The sequence below is a fragment of the Nocardia rhizosphaerihabitans genome, from assembly GCF_014646295.1.
Taxonomy (GTDB): Bacteria; Actinomycetota; Actinomycetes; order Mycobacteriales; family Mycobacteriaceae; genus Nocardia; species Nocardia rhizosphaerihabitans.
Genome location: NZ_BMNE01000003.1, coordinates 553,519 through 574,764, shown reverse-complemented (window position 1 = coordinate 574,764; position 21,246 = coordinate 553,519). Strand labels below are relative to the sequence as shown.

The following is a 21,246-nucleotide window of genomic DNA, read 5'->3' as shown; positions in this document are numbered from 1 at the left end:
GCTTCTTGAGCACCGCTCAAGAAACCGAGAGATGAGGTGGGTTTCCCTTGGACACCGACAATGTGGCCGCCGAGCTGCGCGGGCTGGACACCGATGGCCTGCTTGCCCTTTTCACCGCTCTGGAAGCCCCCACGATCAGCGAGATCGACGGCGAGTACGCCGCCTGGCTGCTGGCCCAGCCGAATCTGTTCGCCGAGGTGACCGGGAAGGTCGCCGTGGCCAACCCGCTCGGGCCGTGGCTGTGCAAGGCATTCCGGCCCGTCGATGAGAACGGCGGACGCGGCTACAACACTTTCGGCGAGTTCGGCCGGGTCCGGCAGCGCTACCCGATGCGCACGCTGTTGGCCCCTTCCCGCTACGACGGCGCTCCCGCTTACACGCTCATCTACCGCGCCTACACCTCGCTGTGTGGGTCGATCCACATGGTGGACGAAGTACGGCGCGCCGCGCCCGGCGTCTACCTGGGCATGGGCACCTGGGGATTCACCGACGCACAGCGCCGAGTTCCCCGGCCCTTCGTACTGACAGGCCCGGTCGGCCCCTATCGCGGTGATATCGGCACAGCCCGGCCCGCCTTCACCCCCGGCACCCGCGAGCTACCCGGCCGTCCTGCCTGACGCTCCTCCCCGACCGATCCCCACCAGAGCGAAGGAACCATGACAACATCCCCCCGCACCGCGCTGATCACCGGCGCGTCCGCTGGCATCGGTGCAACATTCGCCCGCCACCTGGCCGCAAGAGACCACCAACTGCTGTTGGTCGCCCGCCGTGGCGACCGGCTCCAGGAACTCGCCGCACAGCTGACCGAACAGCACGGTGTGCGCTGTGAGGTGTTCGCCGCCGACCTCACCGACCCCGCCGCACCCGCCGCGATTCTGGACCACGCCGACCAGCAAGGCCTGAACATCGACATCCTGATCAACAACGCGGGACTGTCGGGCAAGACAGCCTTCGCCGACACCCCATGGGAGGTCTTGGCCAGAGAAATCCAGCTGATGGTGACTGCCCAGACCGAACTCGCCCATCGGGTCGTCCCCGGCATGAAGGAACGTCGCTGGGGCCGCATCGTCAACCTGTCCTCGGTCGCCGCGTTCGCTCCACCCGCAGCCAGCCTGCTCTACACCGGCATCAAGTCCTACGTCCTCAACACCTCACAAGCCCTCGACATGGAACTCAAACCACACGGCATCCACGTCACTGCTCTGTGTCCAGGCTTCACCCACACCGAATTCCACGATGTGATGGGCACTCGCGACAGAGCCGACCACCTGCCCGGCATCCTCTGGCAGCAGCCCGACGCCGTCGTCGCCGAGGGCTGGGCCGCCGTGATGAAAGGCAAGCCCGTGTGCGTCCCCGGCACCGTGAACAAGATATCCGCCGCCGCCATGAAACCCCTGCCTATCCGCCTGGGCTACTTCGTCGGAAAGACTCTCAACCCTTTCAAGAACAGTTGAAGCCGCTCACTCGAGTTCAGCGACGGCACAGGCATTTACGACTCCAGGGCATCTACCCACAGAGGGCCTGACTCCCTCGGACAACGAGCACCCGACTCCCTCGGTGAGGGGGTCGGGTGCCCGCCGTTTCCAGGACTTGCCTGCTATCGAACAGAGTTCGCGGCCTCGACGATGGTCTCGGCGACGGTGACCGGCTGGGACACCAGGGAGGCGTGCGATGAGCTGATCTCCTTGGTCGTGCCGACGGCCGCGCGACTGGCCATGAATCGTTGTGCGGCAGCGGGAATGACGCGATCCTCACCCGAGATCAGATACCAGCTGGGAGTGGTCGCCCAGGACGGCGAGCCCGAGGGTTCGAGATTGGCGTTCAGCGCAGCCGAGCGTTGATGGGCGTACATGACCGCGGCGGTCTCGGTGCTCACATCCTGGGCGAAGATCGTGCGGAAGTACGGCGCGTCGATGTAGCCGTCGACGTTGCGGCCGGCGATGCCGGTGGGGTCGTCTACCACCCGAACCTGCAGTGCGGGCGGCAGCAGTTGGCTGCCGGGAAAGCGGATGGGGTCGAGCAGTCCTTGCACGAATTCGCCCTGCGCCGGCGCGAAGGCCGCGATGTAGACGTTGGCTACGACCTTGGGGTTGTGGGTGTTGGTGATAACGGCCCCGCCGTAGGAGTGCCCGACGAGCACGATCGGGCCGTTGATGCCGTCGAGAACACTCTGCAGGGCGGCCGCGTCGCTGCGAGGCCCACGCAGCGGGTTATTCACCGCGACAACAGGATAGCCGCGGCCACGCAGCTCGGCCGCGACCCCGTCCCAGCTGGTGGCATCGGCGAACGCGCCGTGCACCAGCACCAGTGTGGCTTCGCCGGGGTCGGCGGTCGCGATTGCCTGGACAGCTGGACCGGCCGCGACAATTGTCGCGGCCAACACGCTCAGCAACCGACGCGGACGCGGATTCGGGACAGGAGAAGACGACATGATCGATCACCTTTTCGGTAATTTCAGGGCGCGAGCGGGGTAATGGGAGCGGGAAATTCGACCGGATGTCCGAGCGGAAGCCATCGCACCCGGTGGTGCACGCCCTCGGACTCCGCGAGCAAACGCACGCGAGCACGGTCGTGGCTTTCGCTGAAATGGGTCCAGCCCTCGTAGTGCACCGGCAGTGCGACGCGCGGTTCGAGGAGTCTGATGAACCGGGCGGCATCGCGGGCATCCATCGTGTATTTCACCCGCCCGGTGAGTCCGAACCGGACCGCACCGATATGCACGAGCGCGATATCGACGTCGAGGCGGCGAGCGACCTGCTCGAGTCCCCGGAAGTAGACCGAATCGCCCGACATCCACACCGCAACGCGTGATTCCGACGGACGTCGAATTGCGAAGCCGAGGTTCTCGCCCACGAGCGGCCTGCTGAGCGGAGGTCCGTGACGGCTCGGCGTTGCGATCACCCTGAGCGGTTGCCGACCCGGTTCGGCCAGGACGGTCTCCTGCCACGGCACGATCGGCTCGGCGTGTGCAAGACCGAGCCGACGGCTGCCGCTCGCCGTGGTGATGACCCGCGGCACGGTGCGCAGCAGTGCGCGACCTGCGTGGTCCAGGTTGTCTGCATGGTGGTCGTGGGATAGCAACACGACGTCGATCGCGGGCAGGTCGGTCGCCCGCACTGCCGGGCCGCTCGTCTTCACCGACGAGGTACCGAGCGCGAAGTCGTAGCGCTGCCCCGGATCGTCGAAGGTCGGATCGGTGAGGATGTTCCATCCGTCGACCTCGATGAGCACTGTCGGACCACCGACGTGGGTGATTCTGACGTCTGCCACGGTAGCCGCTACGTCGCCTGGGGGAAGCGGGTCGCGGCATGGCGAAGCGACCAGTCGAGCGCGTAGTCCGCGATCTCCTCCCACCCGTCCTGACTCACCAGCCGGTGCGTGCGGTCCGGGAATTCCACCCGCTCGACCAGGGCGGTGCCCTGGGCGTACTTGCGCAGAGCGGCCTTCTGAATCGCAGGCGGGGCGACGTGGTCGATGCCGCCGGAGATGAGCAGCAGTGGTGCTCGGTCGGGCTTGCGGAAGTCGACGGCGGTGATGCCCGACTTCTTCTTCGGCAACGACAGCACACCCTCGAAGAACACCCGGTTGGATGAATTCACCGCGCTCGCAGCCCATTCCGCGTCGGAGTCGGCGCGACTGAGGTCGTTTCCGAACGTGTAGTGGAAGTGTCGCTTGGAGATCGGGCTGGCTTTGCCGAAACGGAACGGGTTCGACAACACCGGTAGTCCCGTCCGCAAGGTCGAGAACGGCAGTGTGAGGACACCGGCCGGTTGCCCTGGCGCCACACCGACACCGGCGATGCCGAGGCCGCGATCGAGCAGCATCTGGGTGAAGATCCCGCCGAACGAGTGGCCCATGATCACGGGCTGTTCCGGCAGCGACGCGATGAGATCGGCGTAGAAGTCGACGATCTCCACGATGCCGACGCCATCGAGCGCGCTCGGATCCTCCCTGACATCGGCCGGGGCGCGATCGCCGATGCCGGGCCAGCCCGCGGCGACCACCTGGTGTCCGAGGTCGCGGTAGCGCTTAGCCCACGTGTCCCAGCTCCGGGGTGTCATCCAGAGTCCATGGATGAGGACGATGGGCGGCTTGGTGGTGTGTTTCGGCTGGCTCATTTCGGTGTTCTCCGTTCCGGCGATCACGACTCGATGAAGTCGAGCAAGTCCTGGGACAGTCGCTGTTTCTCGGTGTCGGGAAGCGCGTGACCAGCGCCTTCATAGACCTTCAGCTCTGCATCGGCGATGAGCTTCGCCGAGCGGAGGCCACCGACCTCGATGGGCACGATCTGGTCGTCGTCGCCGTGGATGACCAGCGACGGCACGGTGATCTCGGCGATGCACTCGTAGGCGCCGCGATGGCCCGACGCGAGCCCCTGCAACCAGAACGCGTCACGCATGCCCTGGGGGACGTCGCCGCGCCGGTTGTGTCCGAAGAACGGGCCGTCGGCGAGGTCGCGGTACAGCTGCGAACGCGACGCACGTTCGCCGGCGCGGATCGCGTCGAATACCTCGACCGGCAGGCCCTCGGGATTGTCGTCGGTGCGCAACGGCCAGCCATGGCTCAGCAGGACCGCGTGCCCGTCGACCGGACCCCAGTCCTTATAGAAGATCTGTATCCCGTCATCTGCGGTGATCATCGGCATTGCGGCCTCCTCGCGTGCGGGTGCGGAGCACTGTGTTCACGATGGGCCATGCAGGGCCACGTACGGACCACGTATCGCACGTAGTCCTTCGGGTCAGCGCGTCGGCGGCGGCAGGTGCTCGCGGAGCTGGCGGCGCGAGGAAATGCCCATTCTGCGGAAGACTTTGCGTAGGTGATAGTCGACGGTGTTGGCGCTGAGGAACATGGTGGCCGCTATTTCGGCATTGGTGTGGCCGGCCGCCGCCAGCGCCGCGACCTCCGATTCTTGGGAGGTCAGCTCCACCGTGGCGGTTGGGCCGCGACCTGCGACCGCTCGCCGAACGCGTCCAGCTCGCGGGCCGCGCGCTCGGCGAAGGCCACCGCGCCGAAACGAGTGAAGCCGTCAGCGGCAGTGCGCAATTGGACCTTGGAGTCGGCGCGGCGACGTTGCCTGCGCAGCCACTCGCCGTACAGGAGGTGGGCGCGAAACAGGTCGATCGGGGTGTCCGTCTCGCTCAGGGCAGCGATGGCGGCCAGGTAGAGCTGCTCTGCGTCCTCGGCTGGTGCGATCAACGCGCGGCACCGCACCGCGACGCCACGGGCCCAGGGCGAGTCGATGTGCTCGGCGAACGCGGTGAATTCGATCGTGACCCGCTCGGCATCGGCAGGGTGGCCCGCGCGCGCGGCCGCTTCGATGTACTCGGGGAGCTGGTGCGGTGTGACCTGCATGAACCGGTCTGCTTCGAACGGCGCCAGTAGGTCGTACGCGACCTGGTAGTGCCCCTCGGCCAGGTTGCGGATGGCGAGCGCGTTGATCGTGGCGGTGTGCGCGCCGCCGAACCCGGCGGCCAGGACGAGTTCCGCGACCTGGTCGACCACCGGCGTCGGCGCCCCTGTCCAGGCCAGATAGGCACCGTTGACGACATGTTCGGCCGGATATCCCATCGCTTGCCGCAGCTCCCTGACCTGCGCTATCGCTCGGCCTGCGGCGGTGACATCGCCTCGATCGAGATCGGTCAGCGACCGCATCCACAGCAGCGCATCCAACTCCCGGAGGGCGCCCGCACGTGCCGCGATGCGCTCACAGCGGTCGAGCCAGTCGTTGCGGGCCCGTTCGTCCCAGAGGGCGCTCGTGAGTACCACCCCGGCCACGCTGAAATCCAGCACGTGCCGATCGTCGAGTTCGGCCAGCGTTCGCAATGCCAACCGATTCGCAGCCGCCGTCTCGCCACATGGTTGCAGGATCAAGCCGCACAGACCTGAGAGCACCGCGCGAATACCGGGTTCGGCGTCGGCCGTTGCGGCACGCATGCGCACGCCGAGCGCAGGGAAGGTGCCTCGGGCAACCGAACGTTCGGCGGTGAGCGCCGCATCGAACGAGCGAAGCAATGCGAGGTGCTCGCGGCGCGAATCGTGACCGTGAAACAGCTCCGCCGCCGCGCTCAGCTGATTCGATGCCAGCGGAATCGCCGCCGGGTCACCGAGAAACATGGCGAGCGAGGCACGCACGAACAGACGCCGCCCCGCGTCGACCGGTGCGAGAACTGTGGGATCCGGGATGCGATCGGTCAGATCGAAGGCGAATCGCGCGGCGCCCGCCGCGGAGGCCGATTCGGCACCGGCGAGCAACCGTTCGTCGCGCAGCCGGGGGTCCTCGCTCAGTTCCGCGGCACGCGCCAGCAGGCTCGCGCAGGCGAGGAGACCACCGCGGCGCGCCGCCCGCTCCGCGGCGTCGGCCAACCGCTGCGCGACCGCGGCGTCCGGGCGGGCGGTCGCCGCGGCGGCGTGCCAAGCCTCGATATCGATCAATCCCGAAGCTTGCGCCGCTTGTGCGAGCGCGCCGTGCACACGCCGACGCGCGGCGGCTGTCGCGCCACCGTAGACGGCCGCGCGGACCAGCGGGTGCCGAAACCGCACCGCTCCGTCGATGACAACCAGTCCGGCAATGTCTGCCGCCTCACCGGCACTTTCGTCGATATCGAGGAGCGCGGTCGCCCGGTCGACCAGCTTCAGGTCTCCCGTGGACTCCGCCGCCGCCACCAGAATCCATTCCTGGCAGGCGTCCGGCAGCGACTCCAGCGTGCGTCGATAGAACTGTTCCAACCGGGAACCCGCGCCCAGCGGTGAGGGAGCAAAGCTCGAATCCATGAGCTGCCGGGCGGTGAGCTCACGAGCCAGGTCCGTCAAGACGAGCGGGTTTCCCCCGACCTCGTCGACGATGTCGGCAGCCACCCGCGGCTCGAGCACCCCGTCGAACCGAGACGTCAGCAACTCGATGGCGGCGGGGCGCGCCAATTCCTCGACCGGCAGCACCGGCACTCCGCCGAGCCGGATATCGACATCGTCCTCGGCGCGCGCCGCGAACACCACCACCGCCGCTTCGGCCTGCAATCGGCGCGCGACAAACCCCAACGCGTCCAAGGACTCCCGATCCAACCACTGTGCGTCATCGACCGCGCACAGGACCGGCCCCCTTCGACCGACGATCGACCGAGTACCGCCCGACCGACCAGGAACCGGTCCGGCGCCGCACCCACCGCGATACCCAGCGCGACCCGAAGCGCATCCCGCTCTGGATCGGGCAGCTGCGTGGCGTCGACATCGAGCGAGCCAACCAGGCGCTGCACCCCTGAATACGGCAGATTGGCCTCGGCCTCGTAGCCATCCGAACGCAGGATCCGAAACCCGTGAGCCGACCCGATCATGGACTCGATCAGCACCGACTTACCGATTCCCGGCTCTCCACGCAGGACTATCGCGCGACCCAGACCGTTGCGTGCAGCGGCGATGAAGCCGTAGAGGCGGTCGAGTTCCTCCGCTCGTCCCAGCGGCTGGATCACGGAAACCTCCTACCTCGGGGCCCACATACAGGCGCTTTGCCGAGCGTAGGGCACTCCGACCAGGCAAACTGGACTCGGCGTGCACGATTTCTAGGCTGATAGTGCCACCCGGATCGTGCGGTCCGGCGGAGTATTTCCGGTCGAACCGAAGGGCGGGATTGTGGCCGTTGTTTTCGATACCGACGGGGTCGCGCCCCTCGAACGCGCCGACGCGATCACCGCCGCCATGCAGGATGCATCCACGCCGTGCAATGTGGTGCATGAGAACCCACGCCCAGTTCGATGTGTGGGAATTCGGAGATACCAACATCTTTCGCGCGGATATATCCGGCATCCAGCTGATCCGTACATCGAAGCAGATCAGGATGAGCCCGTCGCCCATGCTGGCCATCGCGGTGCACCGCAAAGGCGCGGCCCGCTACGAGCAGGACGGTCTCCAGCGCGAACTCGCGGTCGGCGATCTCCACCTGATGGACCTCAACGCACCGTATGACTTTCGATGGGACGGCGATGGCGGGTCGACCTGTCTGCACGTACCCCTCGACCACCTCGATCTTCCGGTAGAGCGCATCCGCAAGGTCGCACCGCATCTGCAGCAGAGCCCGTACTACCGGCTCGTCGCCGGTCACATCACCGAAATGACCCGGCAGGCAGGAACCCTCAGCGCCCATCCGACCGCGCGCCTGACCGGCTCGGCCAGCATCGACCTGATCCGGGGCCTGTTGCTGACGACGACCGAACCCGACCGCCACGATGGCGCGGTTCTACCGGCGGAGATCATGCTCGCCGAGATCCGTAGCTACGTCCGCCGCAATCTCGCCGACCCCGAACTCGACGCCACCCGCATCGCCGTCGCCCTCAACATCTCGGTACGGCACCTGTACAAGATCTGTGCCGCCGCCGGCTACAGCCTCGCCCAATGGATCATCGGTCAACGGCTCGCCCGCATACGTGACGATCTCGCCGACCCACAGCTACGTCACCGTTCCATCGCGATGATCGCCCTTCGCTGGGGCTTCCGCGACGCCTCACACTTCACCCGACGATTCCGCGTGACTTACGGCATCACACCCCGCGAATGGCGCCGCACCACCGCCGAAGACAGCAGGCACAGTGTTTTCGGCGACCCATAGATCCGACCGGCACTCGAGATCAGTTCGATGCCCACCGACACCGTCCGAGCGCGCACGCCGTCATCGCCACGACATGGGCCGCCCAGCACTGCTGGCAGCGGCCCATGCCCCGACGCCTCGCACCGCGTCGGTCAGTTGCCCGTCAACTGGCCTGCCGACGCAGACCGCGGGGACGACGAGATGGCGTGTTCAGCCGACGGAATGGCCGTCCCAGGAGACGAGCTTCCAGCCCTTCGCCGGGGTGCCCTTCACGACCACCCGGCCGGTGTTGTGCAGCGGATCGGACTGCAGCTTGCTCATGTCAGGATCGGAGACGGACATGAGTGCCCAGAACATGATGGCACCGCCATGGGAAAAGATCACCGCACGCTTGCTGCCGCGGTCCTGGATGTCCTGGATGGAGTCGTCCATGCGCTTCTTGAACTCGTGGCCGTTGATCGAGCCGGGGATCCGGGCATCGAGGTTGCCCTGCAGCCACTGGATCGGTGCGGCCAAATAGCCCTCACGCGCGTCCTTCTCCGGCGTGCCCTCGTAGATGCCTGCCTCGATCTCGTGCAGTCCCGCTTCGACGACTGTTGAATGACCACACAACTTCGAGATCGGCTCTGCCGTCTGTTGGGTCCGAACCATCGTCGACGCGTAGATGCCGTCGACTTTGCAATCGTCGAGCAGCTCGGCTACCGCAGCGGCTTGCACCCACCCCTTCTCGGTCAGACCTGGTCCGGGGACGGAAGTGTCGATCAGACCGGAAGTATTGCCTGCCGATTCGCCGTGGCGGACAAAGGTGAGGAACATTTCACCAGTTTTCGGCGCTGCGGCCGCGCCACCTGCTCCGACTGCCATGAGCGCCACCGCCGCGATGATCGCTGCGATCATCGCAAACAGGCGAGACTTCATCAGATTCATAGAGACTCCCTCGTAGATATGAGTGCAGGCCACGCTGAAACGTTCCAGTGGCCGGAGTCACAGTAAGTTCGACTCGACAGGCCCCCAAGAACGCCTCCCGGTGGACGGGAACCTTCGACCACGTTCTTATCCGGCCGCGTCCTCAGATGGGATAGGCACCCACGATGACCAGGAGTCAACCAGGATGGGGGGCAGTCTCGAGCCGGACCGGACTCTCGACCGCAGTGCTATACGAGAGGATCTCGGTGCACTCGCAGAAGTCGATACCCGGTTGCGCAAAGCCATCGCCGACAGGGGTCCTGTTCGGAAACGGAGAGGTGGACCCGGCAGTGGGTGGCGCATTCGAAATTCTGCGACGGCCAATGGCCCGCCAGTGCGTGCCCTTGCGGAACTGCTGAGCCGTTGCGCGCGACCGGTGCGTCGGCCGCATCCCGCCGGATTGTCGAGCTACGGGTAGTTCCGCTTCGCGTACCTGACGAGGCGGACGATATCTGCCCCGCCGGAGCACCAATTGATCCTGAAGGTAGGGGGGTAGAAGCCGAAGCTTTCCGAAGATATGACTGCCGTCGCAAAAGGCCAGGGTCGAGCTCCTGTGCCGTCGTCGTAATCCCACCAGCCGAACATCGGGGACCCTGACTGCCCCTTCATCACGTCGGCGTTGGTGTTCATGGCGCGACCGGAGCCGAAGTCCCACTCGTCCTCGTCCATGCTCTTGTTCCCGATGAAGGTGGGGTGTACCCCGCCGCCGACGTCCCCCGGGTACCCGATCGAGGACCAAACGTCGTCGTCGTCCCAGTCGCTGTCATACTCCCGGACGCCGAGCCAACCGAAGGCCTCACCGAGCGGTTTGTCGAGCACGAGACAGGCGTAGTCCTCATCGACTGTGGTGGACGTGACCGTTCCCGTGATGTCGGTATACGCAATCGCTCGCGTGGCGTAGGACAAGTCACGAGCCGTCGCGCCGAACAAGTGGACTTCGATCTTCTCCCACCCGCCCGACCAGTCGACACAATGACTCGCGGTAAGCACGTGACGTGGCCCGATCAACACGCCCGAGCAGGCCCCGAGGGCGTTGGTGATCCTGCAGACAGATCCCCATGGGTAGTTGTGGTCGTGGTAGACCACGCGTTCGTCGGGCGGATACACGACGGCCGGATCGAGCTCCTCGCCGTTATGGAATACCTTCAAAGGCCGCGGCAGGCGTGCCCTCGCAGGGCGGTAGGAAGTCGCGATCCATGGCGGACAGTAGCCTCCGAGGACGCCTGATTCATCATCGTCTCGACCCCGCAAATCCGCGGGGCTCAGGAAGTGTCGCTCGCACTGCGGCGGCTCTTCTCGATGGAGCAGTCCCCGCAGCTCAGCCGGAACCTCTGCCGTGGCCGGTTCACCGTCCTGTCTTCTGAGTTCCTCCCAACTCATCGCGCGTTCGCTCATCTCGCCCTCCCGGAGGTGCGGTCGAATCATCGAGACTTCAGTCCAACAGGATTTCCTCGATAGTCGCTCTTGAACTGTTGGAGCGCATGAGTACTTGACTACTCGAATCTCGCACGCCCCCAAGCGCGGCGCAGGGTCGTGGGAACCGCTGGCACGCCCGGGCTTCTCGGAGGACTGAAACTGACGTTGCGAGGCAGGGGCGAAGGCCATCACAGGGTGGGGCAGATCGACCCACTCAGCCCTCGATGTCGCGGCGCCGGAATCCGACGAGGCCGACACCTACTACCATCGCGGTCGCGGCGAGCAGGGCGAGCAGAGCACGAGGATCGACAGCGTCCATCGGTACCAGCGCGGTGTGACGCAGCGGGGATGCCGCACCGAACCATCCGGGCAGGTCGAATGCGTCGGCGAAGATTGTTGCCACCACGACGTATCCGAAGTAGATCCACGCCCCTGTGGCCGACACACTGGGCCACCAGCCGAGAGCGGCGGCCGCGACGGCCACGATCACCCAGAGAGCCGGCACATACGCGGCGGCGGCGAGCGCCATCCGCGGTGCTTGGGTCAGGTCGTGCACGGTCACGCCGTAGGCCAATCCCTCGCCGAGCCCGCCGGCGATCAGCACCAGCGCGCTGCCGGTCATCGCCACCGCGAGATTGCCGATCATCCATCGCGTGCGGCCCACCGGCTGCGCCAGGATCACCGATGTCCGGCCCGCCGATTCCTCGCCTCGCGCCCGCAGCACCGCGGCGATCCCGTAGGCCGCGGTCGGCAGTGCGAGGATCGACAACGTCAGGGCTAGGTAGGAGTTCACCGCATCCTGGGCGTCACCCGCCAGGTACGCGGCGATTTCGGGATTGTCGCGCAGGAATTGCTCGATGCTGTCGGCGAACGAACCGTAGGCGACACCGAGCACGAAAACACCCACGCACCACGCCAGAACCGATGCCCGTTGCAGCCGCCACAGCAGTCCGAGTGGCGAACTCAGCAGCCGCGAGGCCGAGGCCCGCCCGGTGCGGTAGCGCAGCAGACCCGCCCCGAAGTCGCGGTGCTCGGCGAGCAAGATCGCTACCGCGATCAGCCACAGCGATACGACCACGAACAACACGACCGGCCACCACCGGTCCTCGACGTAAGGGAACGTACGTTGCCCCCACCCGATCGGGGACAGCCAGGAAACGGCCGTGGGCCCGACGTCACCCACGGCACGCAGGATGTAGGCGACCGCGACGAGCGCGGTGACCGAGCCGTAGACGGTGCGCGGATTCTCGAACACCTGCGCAGCGACCGTGGTCACGGCGGCGAAGGTGAGCCCGACGCCACCAGTCGTCACGCCGAGCAGTATCGAGCCCGCGATCGGGAGTCCAGTGATCGATGCAGCGCCGCCGACGACGGCCGCGACGGCGACGTCCGCGATCAGCGCCGTTCCCAGCGCTGCGACCATCGGCGCGCGCCGTCCCACCCGTGCCGACCTGATCAGCTCCGCCCGGCCCGACTCCTCGTCTGATCGGGTGTTGCGGCCGATCAGGAACATGTTCATCAGCGCGGTCGCGATCGCGAGATAGGCGAAGATCTCGAACACGATCTCCCCGCCGATCGTATCCAGCAGCCGGGTCGGTCCGCCCATCGCGATCGCTGCGGCGTTGGCGCTCATGGTGGCGCGCAACTGGGCGAGTTTGGCGGGCGAGTCGTAGAAGCCCTGGCTGCTGACCGACTGCACCACCATCAGGGTGCCGATTCCGAGCAGCCACCACGGCACGGTCCAACGTTCGCGCCGTATCGCAAAGCGCAGCAATGTCGCGGCGCCGACCGTGGCGGGATTCGGCGCTGTGCTGGTTGCGGTGGTCATGATGCCACCGCCAACGCAATCGGTTCGCTCGCGTAGTGGCGCAGGAAGATGTCCTCGAGAGTCGGTCTGGTGCTGGTCATGTCGACCACGCCCAGGCCGGCCAGCGTGCTCAGGACCGTGTCGAAGCGCTCGGTCTCGACCTCGAACCGGGCCCGATGGCCCTCGATGGTCAGGTTGCGCACTCCGGGTACCGCAGCGAGCTCGCCAGCCGGTCGCACCGTCTCCACGCTGATCGTTGTACTACGCAGCCGACGGAGTTCGGCGAGAGTACCGCTGTCGACGGTGCGGCCGCGCCGGATGATGCTCACCCGATCACACAGTGCCTCGACCTCGGCAAGGATGTGGCTCGACAACAGCACGGTACGACCGTCGTCGACGAGCTCACGGACACACTGCTGGAACTCCACCTCCTTGAGCGGATCGAGGCCGATAGTCGGCTCGTCGAACAGGAACAACTCGGCGTCGGAGGCCAGCGCTGCGACCAGGGCCACCTTCTGCCGGTTACCTTTGGAGTACGCGCGCCCCTTGACGGTCGGGTCGAGGTCGAACCGCTCCAGCAGATCGGCTCGTCGGCGCGGGTCGATGCCACCGCGCAGCCTGCTGAGCAGATCGATCGTCTCTCCACCGGTGATGCCCGGCCAGAGCGTGACTTCGCCGGGAACGTAGGCCAGCCGGGTGTGTACCGCGACGGCGTCGGTCCACGGGTCGGCGCCGAGGATTCGAACGGTGCCCGTATCGGCACGCAGCAGACCCAGCAGGACCCGGATGGTGGTGGTCTTTCCGGCGCCGTTGGGTCCGAGGAAACCATGGACTTCGCCGGTGCGCACCGTCAGGTCGAGGCCGTCCAGCGCCATGGTGCGGCCGAATCGTTTCGTCAGCCGTGCGATGGCGATGGCGGGGAATTCAGCGTTGGTCATGATTCGATCGTCTGCTCCGGACCGCACTGGTTGCAGAGCCGAAGGTCCCAGCGCGAGCGCGCGATGGTCACTTGTACCGGCGGTGCCTTTGGTCCCCGCAATGCGGGCACCTCGGCTCTGCTTCCGGCGGCACCCTTCGAGCGACGCTGAGACCATGAAATCGAACCCTTCCCCCCGCATCGCGGTCCTGTTCGCCACAGCTCAGGGCTCGACCCGCGATATCGCCGAGTTCATCGCCGACGACCTCGTCGCCCACGGTGCCCGAGCCGAACTGCACGACATCGAACACGCGCCTGACCTGTCGGGCATCGACACCGTCGTCATCGGCAGTGCGATCCACGACATGGATCTGCTGCCCGAAGCCTCCGCCTACCTTCGTCACAACCTGAATACGCTGGCGCACAAAGATGTCTGGCTGTTCAGCGTCGGCCTCGGCCCCGCGCTGCGCGGACCGATCGGCCGCTGGATCGGACGCCGTATCCCCCGCAAGGTCGCCGATATCGTCACCGCGGTCCGGCCCCGCAACTACACCGCTTTCGCCGGCCAATACGAGCGTGCGGGTGTCTCGTGGCGCGCCCGCACCATGTACAGAGTCCTCGGAGGCGCGCGCTACGGCGATCTGCGCGACTGGCAGGCCGTGCGTGCATGGTCGAGCCGAATCGCACGTTCCCTGGGTCTCCCGCACGCCTCGACCAGCATCGTTCACCCCTGACCGACGAACAATCGGTTTCTGTCGGGACCCCCGCGCGCCGCGGGCGATTCCCGTCGTCATCTCCACCGTCAACCCCACCGGCGATGCGTCCCTCGAGGGCGCGCGACTGCTGCTGGAAGGCAAGTCCCGAGCGAGAGTTCGTTCTGTTCGCGTCGGCGGTGGCGGTATCAATGTGGCCCGCCGCGTCCGCCGGCTCGGCGCGGCGGCGATCGCGCTGCACACCGCGGGCGGTGCGATCGGCGCCCGGCTCGATCGGCTGCTTGGCGCGGTGCGCTCCGACGCCGACGGCCACTACGAGATCGCCGCACCGCCCCCGCCGACCCCGCCGGCGCAGCGACGCCTGCCCGGCGGCGTGGCCGCCGCGGCAGCCACCATGATGCGACCGGGAACCGTTGTCTTCGATATCGCTACGCTCGAATCCCTCACTGCCGATACTCGTCGGCGCGCACGAGCCGATGACGGACAGGGAATACCTTGGACACCCGGGGAAGGGCTTTCAGGCCCTCGGCCGACGCGGGTGCGGCGACGACACTCGAAGATGTCTCACGGTAATTCTCGAAGAATTCGCCGACACCATCATCGCGACCGTTTTCGCGGTCATGGTGATCGCCTCGACCTACATCTCCAGTCACAGAAGGCCCTGACACATCTCCAGAAAGCTGTCGACCGGACGTCGTGGAGTGCGTGGCGGCGGTTCGCATCTGGCGGCGCCGATGCGGACCAGCACCTGGGGGTATCGGCGGTCGACGAGGTCGGCCACGGCGGCGCGAGCCGCCGGGATCTCGATGACGTGGGAGACGGTGCACGTGGACAAGCCATGGGCCGTGCACTCGAGCAGCACCGCCGAGAGCGCGCTACCGCACTCGAGCAGGTCGGCCGCCGAATCGCCGTCGGTGGACAGCACGGCGACCGTCGCCTCGTCCGCTGCCTCACCCGCGGATTCGGCACTACCCGAAGGGAACTCGCGGCCGACCGGAACGCGCGTGCGATCCGCGATCGACGGCAGCGTGGTCGCGGGCACGCCGGTGCCGTCCGCGTCCGGACCCGCCGTCCACCAGGTGAGTTCGGCTTGATACTTCGGGTCGTAGTGGCGCAGACGGGCGGCTACCGTCGAGATATGTTGCAGCGCAACAGATTCAGTTGAGTCGAGGAAGGTCACCGTCGTGCCGGTTCGAGCACAGAGGAACTCCAGTACCTCCCGCGTCACCGGCCAGCCCGGCGGCGGATCCATCGGCATCCGGTCGCTGTAGCGCACGTCGATCGCGTCGCCGAGCAGGCGCTGCGACTCGGTGGGCTCGCGGCGGCGCGTCGGCCGCAGTGAGGCGACGTGAGCCCGCACGGGCGGCTCGGGGAACCGGTCGACGGAGGTCTCCCAGCCCGCGGCGGCCCACGCGATCTCGGCGTGGTGCAGCATCACCCCACAGCCGAGCACTCCTTCCCGGTTGAACATGTCGGTGGCGGGCAGGAGCCGGTCGGGGTCCATGTACAGCGCCGCGGTGGCGCCGTCCCAGCGCCACCGCCACGGCTGCGCGTTGTGCAGCGAGGGCGCCCGTGAGGCACGCCCGAGAATCGAACGGACAGTGCCGGGATCGGGATCGGCAGCCCCGGTCATGGGAGTCCCTCGTTCTTGGTGACGAGCAGTTCCTCGAGTGGTCGGCGGGGCGTCGGTGGCGGCGCGTCGGCGCTGGTCGGCGCCCAGCCGATACGCACGATGGCCTGGGGGAAAGCGATATCGTGCAGCAGCCGGTCACGCAGGCGCGCGCGTTCTTCCGCGACCTCGAGCGGTTCGGTGAGCAGGCAGGTGGCGAGCCCGATCCCGGTCGCTGTCAGCAGGACGCTGCTGATTGCTTCGCCGGCGCGTAGTCGCGAGGCGCGATCGTCGGCCGAGGTGCCGATCACCAGCAGTTCGGCATGGTCGGGTCCGCTCGCCGGATCGAGGATTTCCGGTGCCGCGAACGCCCTGGGCGGGAAGTCGTCGTCCGGCCGTGGCAGCGGCGTGTCGCGTCCGGGCACGCCATCGGCGCTACCGTGCCTGCCCGACCACATCGCGAGCTCGAGCCGGTAGGCCTCGTCGTCGGCGTGCACCCGGCTCGCGGTGCGGGCCGCGGCCTTCACCCGTTCCCGGTCGTCGATCCGGCGCACCACCGCGCCGAGCACGGCGGCGCGCTCGGTGAGCAGGCCGAGATATCCCGGCGGCACCGGCCAGGACGTGTAGTGGCGCCGGTCGGTGCGGCGCTGGGTGATGGCGGCGCTGAGTGAGATGTCCAGCGCGGTGGGCCGATGCGGTACCAGGGTCAGCGCGGCCAGGTGGTCCGGTTCGGCGGGGTCGGGGATGCGATGGATCACCGGCGCCCAGCCCATGGCCGTCAGCGCCACCGTCAGGTGATGCAGGACCGCACCACAGCTGATCACGATGTCACGGTGGTCGGAGTCGGTGGCGGGCAGCGCTCGTCGCGTGTCGAGATAGAGGTGGATGCTGTGGTCGGCGAGGCGCCAGCGCCACGGCTGCACGTTGTGCACGGACGGCGCGCGGCCGGCGAGGGTGAGTGCCGCCTTGACGGTGGTGCCGTCGGGCAGTCCGCGTCTCATGATGTCCATCCTTCGTCGCAGTGGGTTGTGTTCACCGTCCCAGCAGCACGTGGCCGGGATAAGGGCACGACGTCCCCATTCGGAAGGACTTCGGGAATCCGACGGCGTACCCCAGCGCCCTTTCCCCACCGGTCCGCGCTCGGCAGGATGAAGTCCGTGGACAGCGAACGTCTTCTCCCGACCTCGCCCGCGCGGAGGGCGTCGTGGTGATGCGTCTGGCGAATCTCCCGGCCGCGGCGGGCCGCACAGCGAACGGATTCGGTGCGGTGCTGTTCGACATGGACGGTGTCGTCACCGACACCGCGGCGGTCCATGCTGTTGCGTGGAAAAAGCTCTTCGACGAGGTGCTGCCCCGGCTGGCCGATCCCACCGTGGCCCCGTTCGACAGCGACGCGGACTACCGGCGTTTCGTCGACGGCCGTGACCGAAGTGACGGCGTCCGGACCTTCCTGGCCGCCCGGGGCATCACGGTCGACGAGGGTTCTCCGGATGACGCGCCGGATCGCCTGACCGTGGCCGGGATCAGCGCTCGCAAACAACAGCTGTTCACCGCCGAACTCGCCGGATCCGGGGTGCGCGTGTTCCCCGACGCCGCCGCGTTGCTGCGCCGGCTGCGCGCCGCGCGCGTGCCGACGGCCCTGGTCACCGCCAGCGCCAACAGCGCCGCGGTGCTGGACGCGGCCGGGTTGACCGAGGCGTTCACGGTGCGTGTCGACGGAAACGATGCCCGGCGCTACGGCTTGGCGGGCAAACCCGATCCGGCGATGTTCCTCGAGGCGGCCCGCAGGCTGCGGGTCGAGCCTATCGATGCCGTTGTGCTCGAAGACGCGACGTCCGGGGTCCAAGCGGCCGTCGAGGGCAGGTTCGGTCTTGTCGTCGGTGTCGATCGCACCGGTTCCGGTGCCCGCCTCGCGGCGGTCGGCGCCGACAACATCGTCACCGATCTGTCGGACCTGGCGCTGACGTCCGCCGAGGAGGACCCGATCCCCGCGGCGGCCCGGTGGTGTGGTGGTGCCGTCACCGCGAGTTCGGGTGGCTGGAATCTGATCTACGACGATGTCGATCCGGCCCAGGAGGGCACCCGGGAAGCGCTGTGCGCCACCGGCAACGGTTACTGGGCCAGCCGGGCTGCTACCCCGGGCACCGTGCCCGACGGCATCCACTACCCCGGTACCTATCTGGCCGGCATCTACAACCGGTGCGTCTCGTCCGTCGGCGAGCGCGTCATCGAGACCGAACACCTGGTGAACGCCCCGGATTGGACGTCGGTCGTGGTCCGGCAGACCGACGGGACGGTCCTGCGACCCGGCGCCCCCGAGATGGTCGGCCATCACCAGGACCTGAACCTACGCGCAGGCGTGCTCACCTGCCACGACCGGTACGAGGACGCTTCCGGCAGGCAGACGACCGTGACCACCCGGCGGTTCCACTCGATGGCCGACCCCCACGTCGCCGTCCTGGAAATGTCGGTGCGCGCCCACAACTGGGACGGCGAGATCGTCGTCGAGTCCGTGATCGAGGGGCGGGTGCGCAACCGCAACGTCGCCGCCGACCGGGCGCTGACCGCCGAGCACCTCGTGACCGGCATCCACCGCCGGCTCGACGACGACACCGTACTGTACGAGACCATCACCCGCCAGTCCGGGCTCACGATCGCCACCGCGGTGCGCACACGTATCGGCGGTGGGCTCGCCGACCGCGCCTTCCTCGACGAGCGATCACGACCGGGAGTGGTCGCGACGGTCCGGATCGGGCGCCGAGCACCGGTCACCGTCGAGAAGGTCGCCGTGGTCAGCACTTCGCGCGACCGCGGAATCTCCACCGCCGCGCTCGCCGCCGCCGATCGCATCGGGGTAGTCCCCGATGCCGCCAGCCTGCGTGACGCGCATGTGGCGGCGTGGGCGCTGCTCTGGGACCGTTTCGCGATCCGGCTGGGCAATCACCACGAGCACAACCTGGCCCTGAACCTGCACGTGTTCCACGTTCTCCAGGCGGTGCACGTGACGGGCACCGATCTCGACATCGGCGTACCCGCGCGCGGCCTGCACGGCGAGGGTTACCGCGGGCACGTCTTCTGGGACGAATTGTTCGTCTACCCCATGCTCACACTGCGACAGCCGGAGCTGACCAGGGCGCTGCTGCACTACCGCTACGAACGCCTTCCCCGGGCCAGGGCCGCCGCCCGCGCGGCCGGGCTCGACGGCGCGTTGTTCCCCTGGCAGAGCGGCAGCGACGGCCGCGAAGAAGCTCCGGCGGAACTGTTCAATGTCCGCAACGGTCAGTGGATGCCGGACCATTCGTCTCGGCAGCGCCACGTGGGTCTGGCCGTGGCGTACAGCATCTGGCAGTACTACCAGGCCACCGGCGACGAACGGTTCCTCATCGACGTGGGCGCCGAGATCGTCATCGAGGTGGCTCGCTCGTTCGCCGCGATGGCCGCCTATGACGCGGCCGATGACCGATACGACATCGAGGGCGTGATGGGACCCGACGAATACCACGACGGCGGACCGGATTCGCCCGGATGCGGGTTGCGCAACAACGCCTACACCAACGTGCTCGCCGCCTGGACGCTGGCGCGCGCCCGCGATGTGGTCCGGCTGCTCGACGGCCGCGACTGCGCGCCGCTGTGGGATCGGCTGCGGCTACACGCCGACGAACCGATCCACTGGGACCGGGTCAGCAGGCGGTTGCGCGTGCCGTTTCATCGTGACGGCGTCATCAGCCAGTTCGACGGGTACGAGGATCTCACCGAATTCGATTGGGACGCCTACCGTGCGCGCTACGGGAACATCGAGCGGCTCGACCTGATCCTGCACGCCGAGGGCGATACGACCAATCGCTACAAGCTGTCCAAACAGGCCGATGTGCTGATGCTGTTCTATCTCTTCTCCGCCGAGGAGCTGCGCCACATCCTCGAACGGCTCGGCTATTCGCTACCGCCGCAGATCATCCCACGCACCGTCGAGTACTACCTGGCCCGCACCAGCCACGGGTCGACGCTGAGCCGCCTCGCCCACGCCTGGGTGCTGGCCCGCACCGACCGCAAGGCGTCGTGGTCGCTGTTCACTCGAGCTCTCGATGCCGATCTGGCCGACACCCAGGGCGGGACGACCAGGGAAGGCGTCCATATCGGAGCCATGGCGGGCACGGCCGACATGGTGCTGCGCTGCTATTGCGGCATCGAGACCCGCCACGACCTGCTCCGGCTGCACCCGGTTCTGCCCGCCGAGCTGCAGGAGGCCGAGTTCACCGTCTCCTATCGCGGACAACCGCTCACCGTCACCGTCACCCACACCCAGATTCGACTCGACTCGCATCCGAGCACCGCCGATCCGATCCGGGTCAGTGTCGAGGGCATCGAGGGTGTGCTCGAAGCGGGCCGGTCCTGGGTGGTCCCGCTCGCGGATACCGCCGGTCCGGTCCGGATCGACCAAGATTCCCCGCGGTTTTCGGCGCGGCGAAGGTCCGGCTGAGCAGCGCGAAGGTCACCGGCGCCACGTCGGCGGGCACCGCACCGGGCTCGATCGCCGTCGGCCGGCACCGTCGCGGTCAGCTCGCGCTGAGCGCGTCGATGGCGGCGCGCAGCCGCGCGGTGGCGTCGGCGACGACCGGGTCGAAGGCCGGCTCGCCGGTGACGGTGGCCATCACCTGCGGGTTCATCGCCTCGACGATGACGGTGTCGTCGGCCGCGCGGTCGCGGCGGACCACCACGTTGCAGGGCAGCAGGAGTCCGATCTGCCGGTCGATGTCGACCGCGCGATGGGCCAGCGGCGGGTTGCAGGCGCCGAGGATGCGGTAGTCCTCCATCTCCTGACCCAGTTTGGCCTTCATGGTCGCGCGCATGTCGATATCGGTGAGGATGCCGAATCCCTGGGCGGCCAGTGCCGTTCGGGTGCGCTCGATCGCGTCGTCGAAGGTGATGTGCTGCAGGGTGGTCGACAGTGCCAGGTCCATGACGGACTCCTCTCGGTCAGGCGAGTGCGAGAAACAGCTTCTCGAGTTCTTCTTCGGTCATCGGCTCGCGCCCATCTCCGGTCTCGCCGGTCATGCATTCGCGCAGTCCACTCGCCACGATCTTGAATCCCGCGCGGTCGAGGGCGCGCGAGACCGCGGCCAGCTGGGTGACGACGTCCTTGCAATCGCGTCCGGCTTCGATCATGGCGATGACGCCGGCGAGTTGGCCGTGCGCGCGACGCAGCCGGTTGAGTACCTGGGCGATGCTTGCTTCGTCGCCGACCAT

At 67.5% G+C, this 21,246-nt stretch carries 20 protein-coding genes and 1 pseudogene; 6 read left to right on the top strand and 15 right to left on the bottom strand.

What is annotated here, in order from left to right:
* Positions 1-47: 47 nt before the first annotated feature.
* Together IEY60_RS15530 and IEY60_RS15525 are read left to right on the top strand one after the other, a co-directional pair.
* The gene (locus IEY60_RS15530; protein WP_189028614.1) at positions 48-617 is read left to right on the top strand and encodes a hypothetical protein; all 570 of its coding nucleotides are present in this window, start codon (positions 48-50) and stop codon (positions 615-617) included.
* A 39-nt stretch (positions 618-656) separates the two neighbouring features.
* Complete coding sequence (locus IEY60_RS15525) at positions 657-1,454, top strand: SDR family NAD(P)-dependent oxidoreductase (RefSeq protein WP_189028612.1); 798 nt, start codon at positions 657-659, stop codon at positions 1,452-1,454.
* A 143-nt stretch (positions 1,455-1,597) separates the two neighbouring features.
* On the opposite strand, the gene IEY60_RS15520 is transcribed toward IEY60_RS15525, so the two are convergent.
* From IEY60_RS15520 to IEY60_RS15495, 6 genes are all read right to left on the bottom strand, one after another.
* The gene (locus tag IEY60_RS15520) at positions 1,598-2,431 is read right to left on the bottom strand and encodes an alpha/beta hydrolase (protein WP_189028610.1); all 834 of its coding nucleotides are present in this window, start codon (positions 2,429-2,431) and stop codon (positions 1,598-1,600) included.
* Between the two features lie 23 nt (positions 2,432-2,454).
* Complete coding sequence (locus IEY60_RS15515) at positions 2,455-3,270, bottom strand: MBL fold metallo-hydrolase (RefSeq protein WP_189028608.1); 816 nt, start codon at positions 3,268-3,270, stop codon at positions 2,455-2,457.
* Positions 3,271-3,278: 8 nt separating this feature from the next.
* Positions 3,279-4,118 (bottom strand): alpha/beta hydrolase, encoded by an 840-nt coding sequence (locus tag IEY60_RS15510; RefSeq protein WP_189028606.1) that lies wholly within the window; start codon positions 4,116-4,118, stop codon positions 3,279-3,281.
* Positions 4,119-4,141: 23 nt separating this feature from the next.
* Complete coding sequence (locus tag IEY60_RS15505; protein ID WP_189028604.1) at positions 4,142-4,645, bottom strand: alpha/beta fold hydrolase; 504 nt, start codon at positions 4,643-4,645, stop codon at positions 4,142-4,144.
* Between the two features lie 93 nt (positions 4,646-4,738).
* Positions 4,739-4,927 (bottom strand): helix-turn-helix domain-containing protein, encoded by a 189-nt coding sequence (locus IEY60_RS15500; RefSeq protein ID WP_189028602.1) that lies wholly within the window; start codon positions 4,925-4,927, stop codon positions 4,739-4,741.
* A complete protein-coding gene (locus IEY60_RS15495) occupies positions 4,918-7,044 on the bottom strand; it encodes an ATP-binding protein (protein ID WP_229739855.1) in 2,127 nt (708 codons plus the stop codon). Before IEY60_RS15495 ends, IEY60_RS15500 begins: the two co-directional genes overlap by 10 nt.
* Positions 7,045-7,064: 20 nt before the next feature.
* Between IEY60_RS15495 and IEY60_RS35775 the strand changes: the two genes are divergently transcribed.
* Positions 7,065-7,256 carry a hypothetical protein gene (locus IEY60_RS35775; protein WP_229739854.1) on the top strand — a complete coding sequence of 64 codons (192 nt, stop codon included), beginning with the start codon at positions 7,065-7,067 and terminating at the stop codon, positions 7,254-7,256.
* On the opposite strand, the pseudogene IEY60_RS36525 reads toward IEY60_RS35775, so the two are convergent.
* Positions 7,215-7,463: pseudogene (locus tag IEY60_RS36525) on the bottom strand (AAA family ATPase); the annotation flags it as partial. The gene IEY60_RS35775 and the pseudogene IEY60_RS36525 overlap by 42 nt on opposite strands.
* Positions 7,464-7,723: 260 nt before the next feature.
* Here IEY60_RS36525 and IEY60_RS15485 point away from each other — a divergent pair.
* Entirely contained in the window at positions 7,724-8,596 is an 873-nt protein-coding gene (locus IEY60_RS15485; protein ID WP_189028596.1) for a helix-turn-helix domain-containing protein, read from the top strand.
* A 189-nt stretch (positions 8,597-8,785) separates the two neighbouring features.
* Here the strand turns inward: IEY60_RS15485 and IEY60_RS15480 are convergent, their stop codons facing one another.
* From IEY60_RS15480 to IEY60_RS15465, 4 genes are all read right to left on the bottom strand, one after another.
* On the bottom strand, positions 8,786-9,502 hold the full coding sequence (locus IEY60_RS15480) for a histidine phosphatase family protein (protein ID WP_189028594.1): 717 nt from the start codon (positions 9,500-9,502) through the stop codon (positions 8,786-8,788).
* Positions 9,503-9,949: 447 nt separating this feature from the next.
* The gene (locus IEY60_RS15475) at positions 9,950-10,936 is read right to left on the bottom strand and encodes a trypsin-like serine peptidase (RefSeq protein ID WP_189028592.1); all 987 of its coding nucleotides are present in this window, start codon (positions 10,934-10,936) and stop codon (positions 9,950-9,952) included.
* A gap of 235 nt (positions 10,937-11,171) precedes the next feature.
* The gene (locus IEY60_RS15470; RefSeq protein WP_189028590.1) at positions 11,172-12,785 is read right to left on the bottom strand and encodes an ABC transporter permease; all 1,614 of its coding nucleotides are present in this window, start codon (positions 12,783-12,785) and stop codon (positions 11,172-11,174) included.
* A complete protein-coding gene (locus IEY60_RS15465) occupies positions 12,782-13,702 on the bottom strand; it encodes an ABC transporter ATP-binding protein (protein WP_189028587.1) in 921 nt (306 codons plus the stop codon). The genes IEY60_RS15470 and IEY60_RS15465 overlap by 4 nt, the downstream gene beginning before the upstream one ends.
* Before the next feature lie 154 nt (positions 13,703-13,856).
* Between IEY60_RS15465 and IEY60_RS15460 the strand changes: the two genes are divergently transcribed.
* Positions 13,857-14,414, top strand: coding sequence for a flavodoxin domain-containing protein (locus tag IEY60_RS15460; protein ID WP_189028585.1), 558 nt, complete (start codon positions 13,857-13,859; stop codon positions 14,412-14,414).
* Between the two features lie 628 nt (positions 14,415-15,042).
* On the opposite strand, the gene IEY60_RS15455 is transcribed toward IEY60_RS15460, so the two are convergent.
* Together IEY60_RS15455 and IEY60_RS15450 are read right to left on the bottom strand one after the other, a co-directional pair.
* Positions 15,043-16,026 (bottom strand): Acg family FMN-binding oxidoreductase, encoded by a 984-nt coding sequence (locus IEY60_RS15455; protein ID WP_189028583.1) that lies wholly within the window; start codon positions 16,024-16,026, stop codon positions 15,043-15,045.
* Positions 16,023-17,003 carry an Acg family FMN-binding oxidoreductase gene (locus IEY60_RS15450; protein WP_189028581.1) on the bottom strand — a complete coding sequence of 327 codons (981 nt, stop codon included), beginning with the start codon at positions 17,001-17,003 and terminating at the stop codon, positions 16,023-16,025. Before IEY60_RS15450 ends, IEY60_RS15455 begins: the two co-directional genes overlap by 4 nt.
* A gap of 209 nt (positions 17,004-17,212) precedes the next feature.
* Here IEY60_RS15450 and IEY60_RS15445 point away from each other — a divergent pair, with 209 nt between their 5' ends.
* Positions 17,213-20,479 carry a beta-phosphoglucomutase family hydrolase gene (locus IEY60_RS15445; protein WP_189029430.1) on the top strand — a complete coding sequence of 1,089 codons (3,267 nt, stop codon included), beginning with the start codon at positions 17,213-17,215 and terminating at the stop codon, positions 20,477-20,479.
* 76 nt (positions 20,480-20,555) lie between these two features.
* Here IEY60_RS15445 and IEY60_RS15440 read toward each other — a convergent pair whose 3' ends face one another.
* Positions 20,556-20,960 (bottom strand): DUF302 domain-containing protein, encoded by a 405-nt coding sequence (locus IEY60_RS15440; protein ID WP_189028579.1) that lies wholly within the window; start codon positions 20,958-20,960, stop codon positions 20,556-20,558.
* 16 nt (positions 20,961-20,976) lie between these two features.
* Positions 20,977-21,246, bottom strand: a complete 270-nt coding sequence (locus IEY60_RS15435) for a metal-sensitive transcriptional regulator (protein WP_189028577.1) — start codon at positions 21,244-21,246, stop codon at positions 20,977-20,979.

Coding starts and splice junctions, on each gene's coding strand:
- IEY60_RS15450 (WP_189028581.1), bottom strand. CDS start 17,003: ATGAGACGCGGACTGCCCGACGGCACCACCGTCAAGGCGGCACTCACC.
- IEY60_RS15470 (WP_189028590.1), bottom strand. CDS start 12,785: ATGACCACCGCAACCAGCACAGCGCCGAATCCCGCCACGGTCGGCGCC.
- IEY60_RS15440 (WP_189028579.1), bottom strand. CDS start 20,960: ATGGACCTGGCACTGTCGACCACCCTGCAGCACATCACCTTCGACGAC.
- IEY60_RS15435 (WP_189028577.1), bottom strand. CDS start 21,246: ATGGTCGGCGACGAAGCAAGCATCGCCCAGGTACTCAACCGGCTGCGT.
- IEY60_RS15445 (WP_189029430.1), top strand. CDS start 17,213: ATGCGTCTGGCGAATCTCCCGGCCGCGGCGGGCCGCACAGCGAACGGA.
- IEY60_RS15455 (WP_189028583.1), bottom strand. CDS start 16,026: ATGACCGGGGCTGCCGATCCCGATCCCGGCACTGTCCGTTCGATTCTC.
- IEY60_RS15505 (WP_189028604.1), bottom strand. CDS start 4,645: ATGCCGATGATCACCGCAGATGACGGGATACAGATCTTCTATAAGGAC.
- IEY60_RS15520 (WP_189028610.1), bottom strand. CDS start 2,431: ATGTCGTCTTCTCCTGTCCCGAATCCGCGTCCGCGTCGGTTGCTGAGC.
- IEY60_RS15460 (WP_189028585.1), top strand. CDS start 13,857: ATGAAATCGAACCCTTCCCCCCGCATCGCGGTCCTGTTCGCCACAGCT.
- IEY60_RS15485 (WP_189028596.1), top strand. CDS start 7,724: ATGAGAACCCACGCCCAGTTCGATGTGTGGGAATTCGGAGATACCAAC.
- IEY60_RS15525 (WP_189028612.1), top strand. CDS start 657: ATGACAACATCCCCCCGCACCGCGCTGATCACCGGCGCGTCCGCTGGC.
- IEY60_RS15480 (WP_189028594.1), bottom strand. CDS start 9,502: ATGAATCTGATGAAGTCTCGCCTGTTTGCGATGATCGCAGCGATCATC.
- IEY60_RS15510 (WP_189028606.1), bottom strand. CDS start 4,118: ATGAGCCAGCCGAAACACACCACCAAGCCGCCCATCGTCCTCATCCAT.
- IEY60_RS15465 (WP_189028587.1), bottom strand. CDS start 13,702: ATGACCAACGCTGAATTCCCCGCCATCGCCATCGCACGGCTGACGAAA.
- IEY60_RS15475 (WP_189028592.1), bottom strand. CDS start 10,936: ATGAGCGAACGCGCGATGAGTTGGGAGGAACTCAGAAGACAGGACGGT.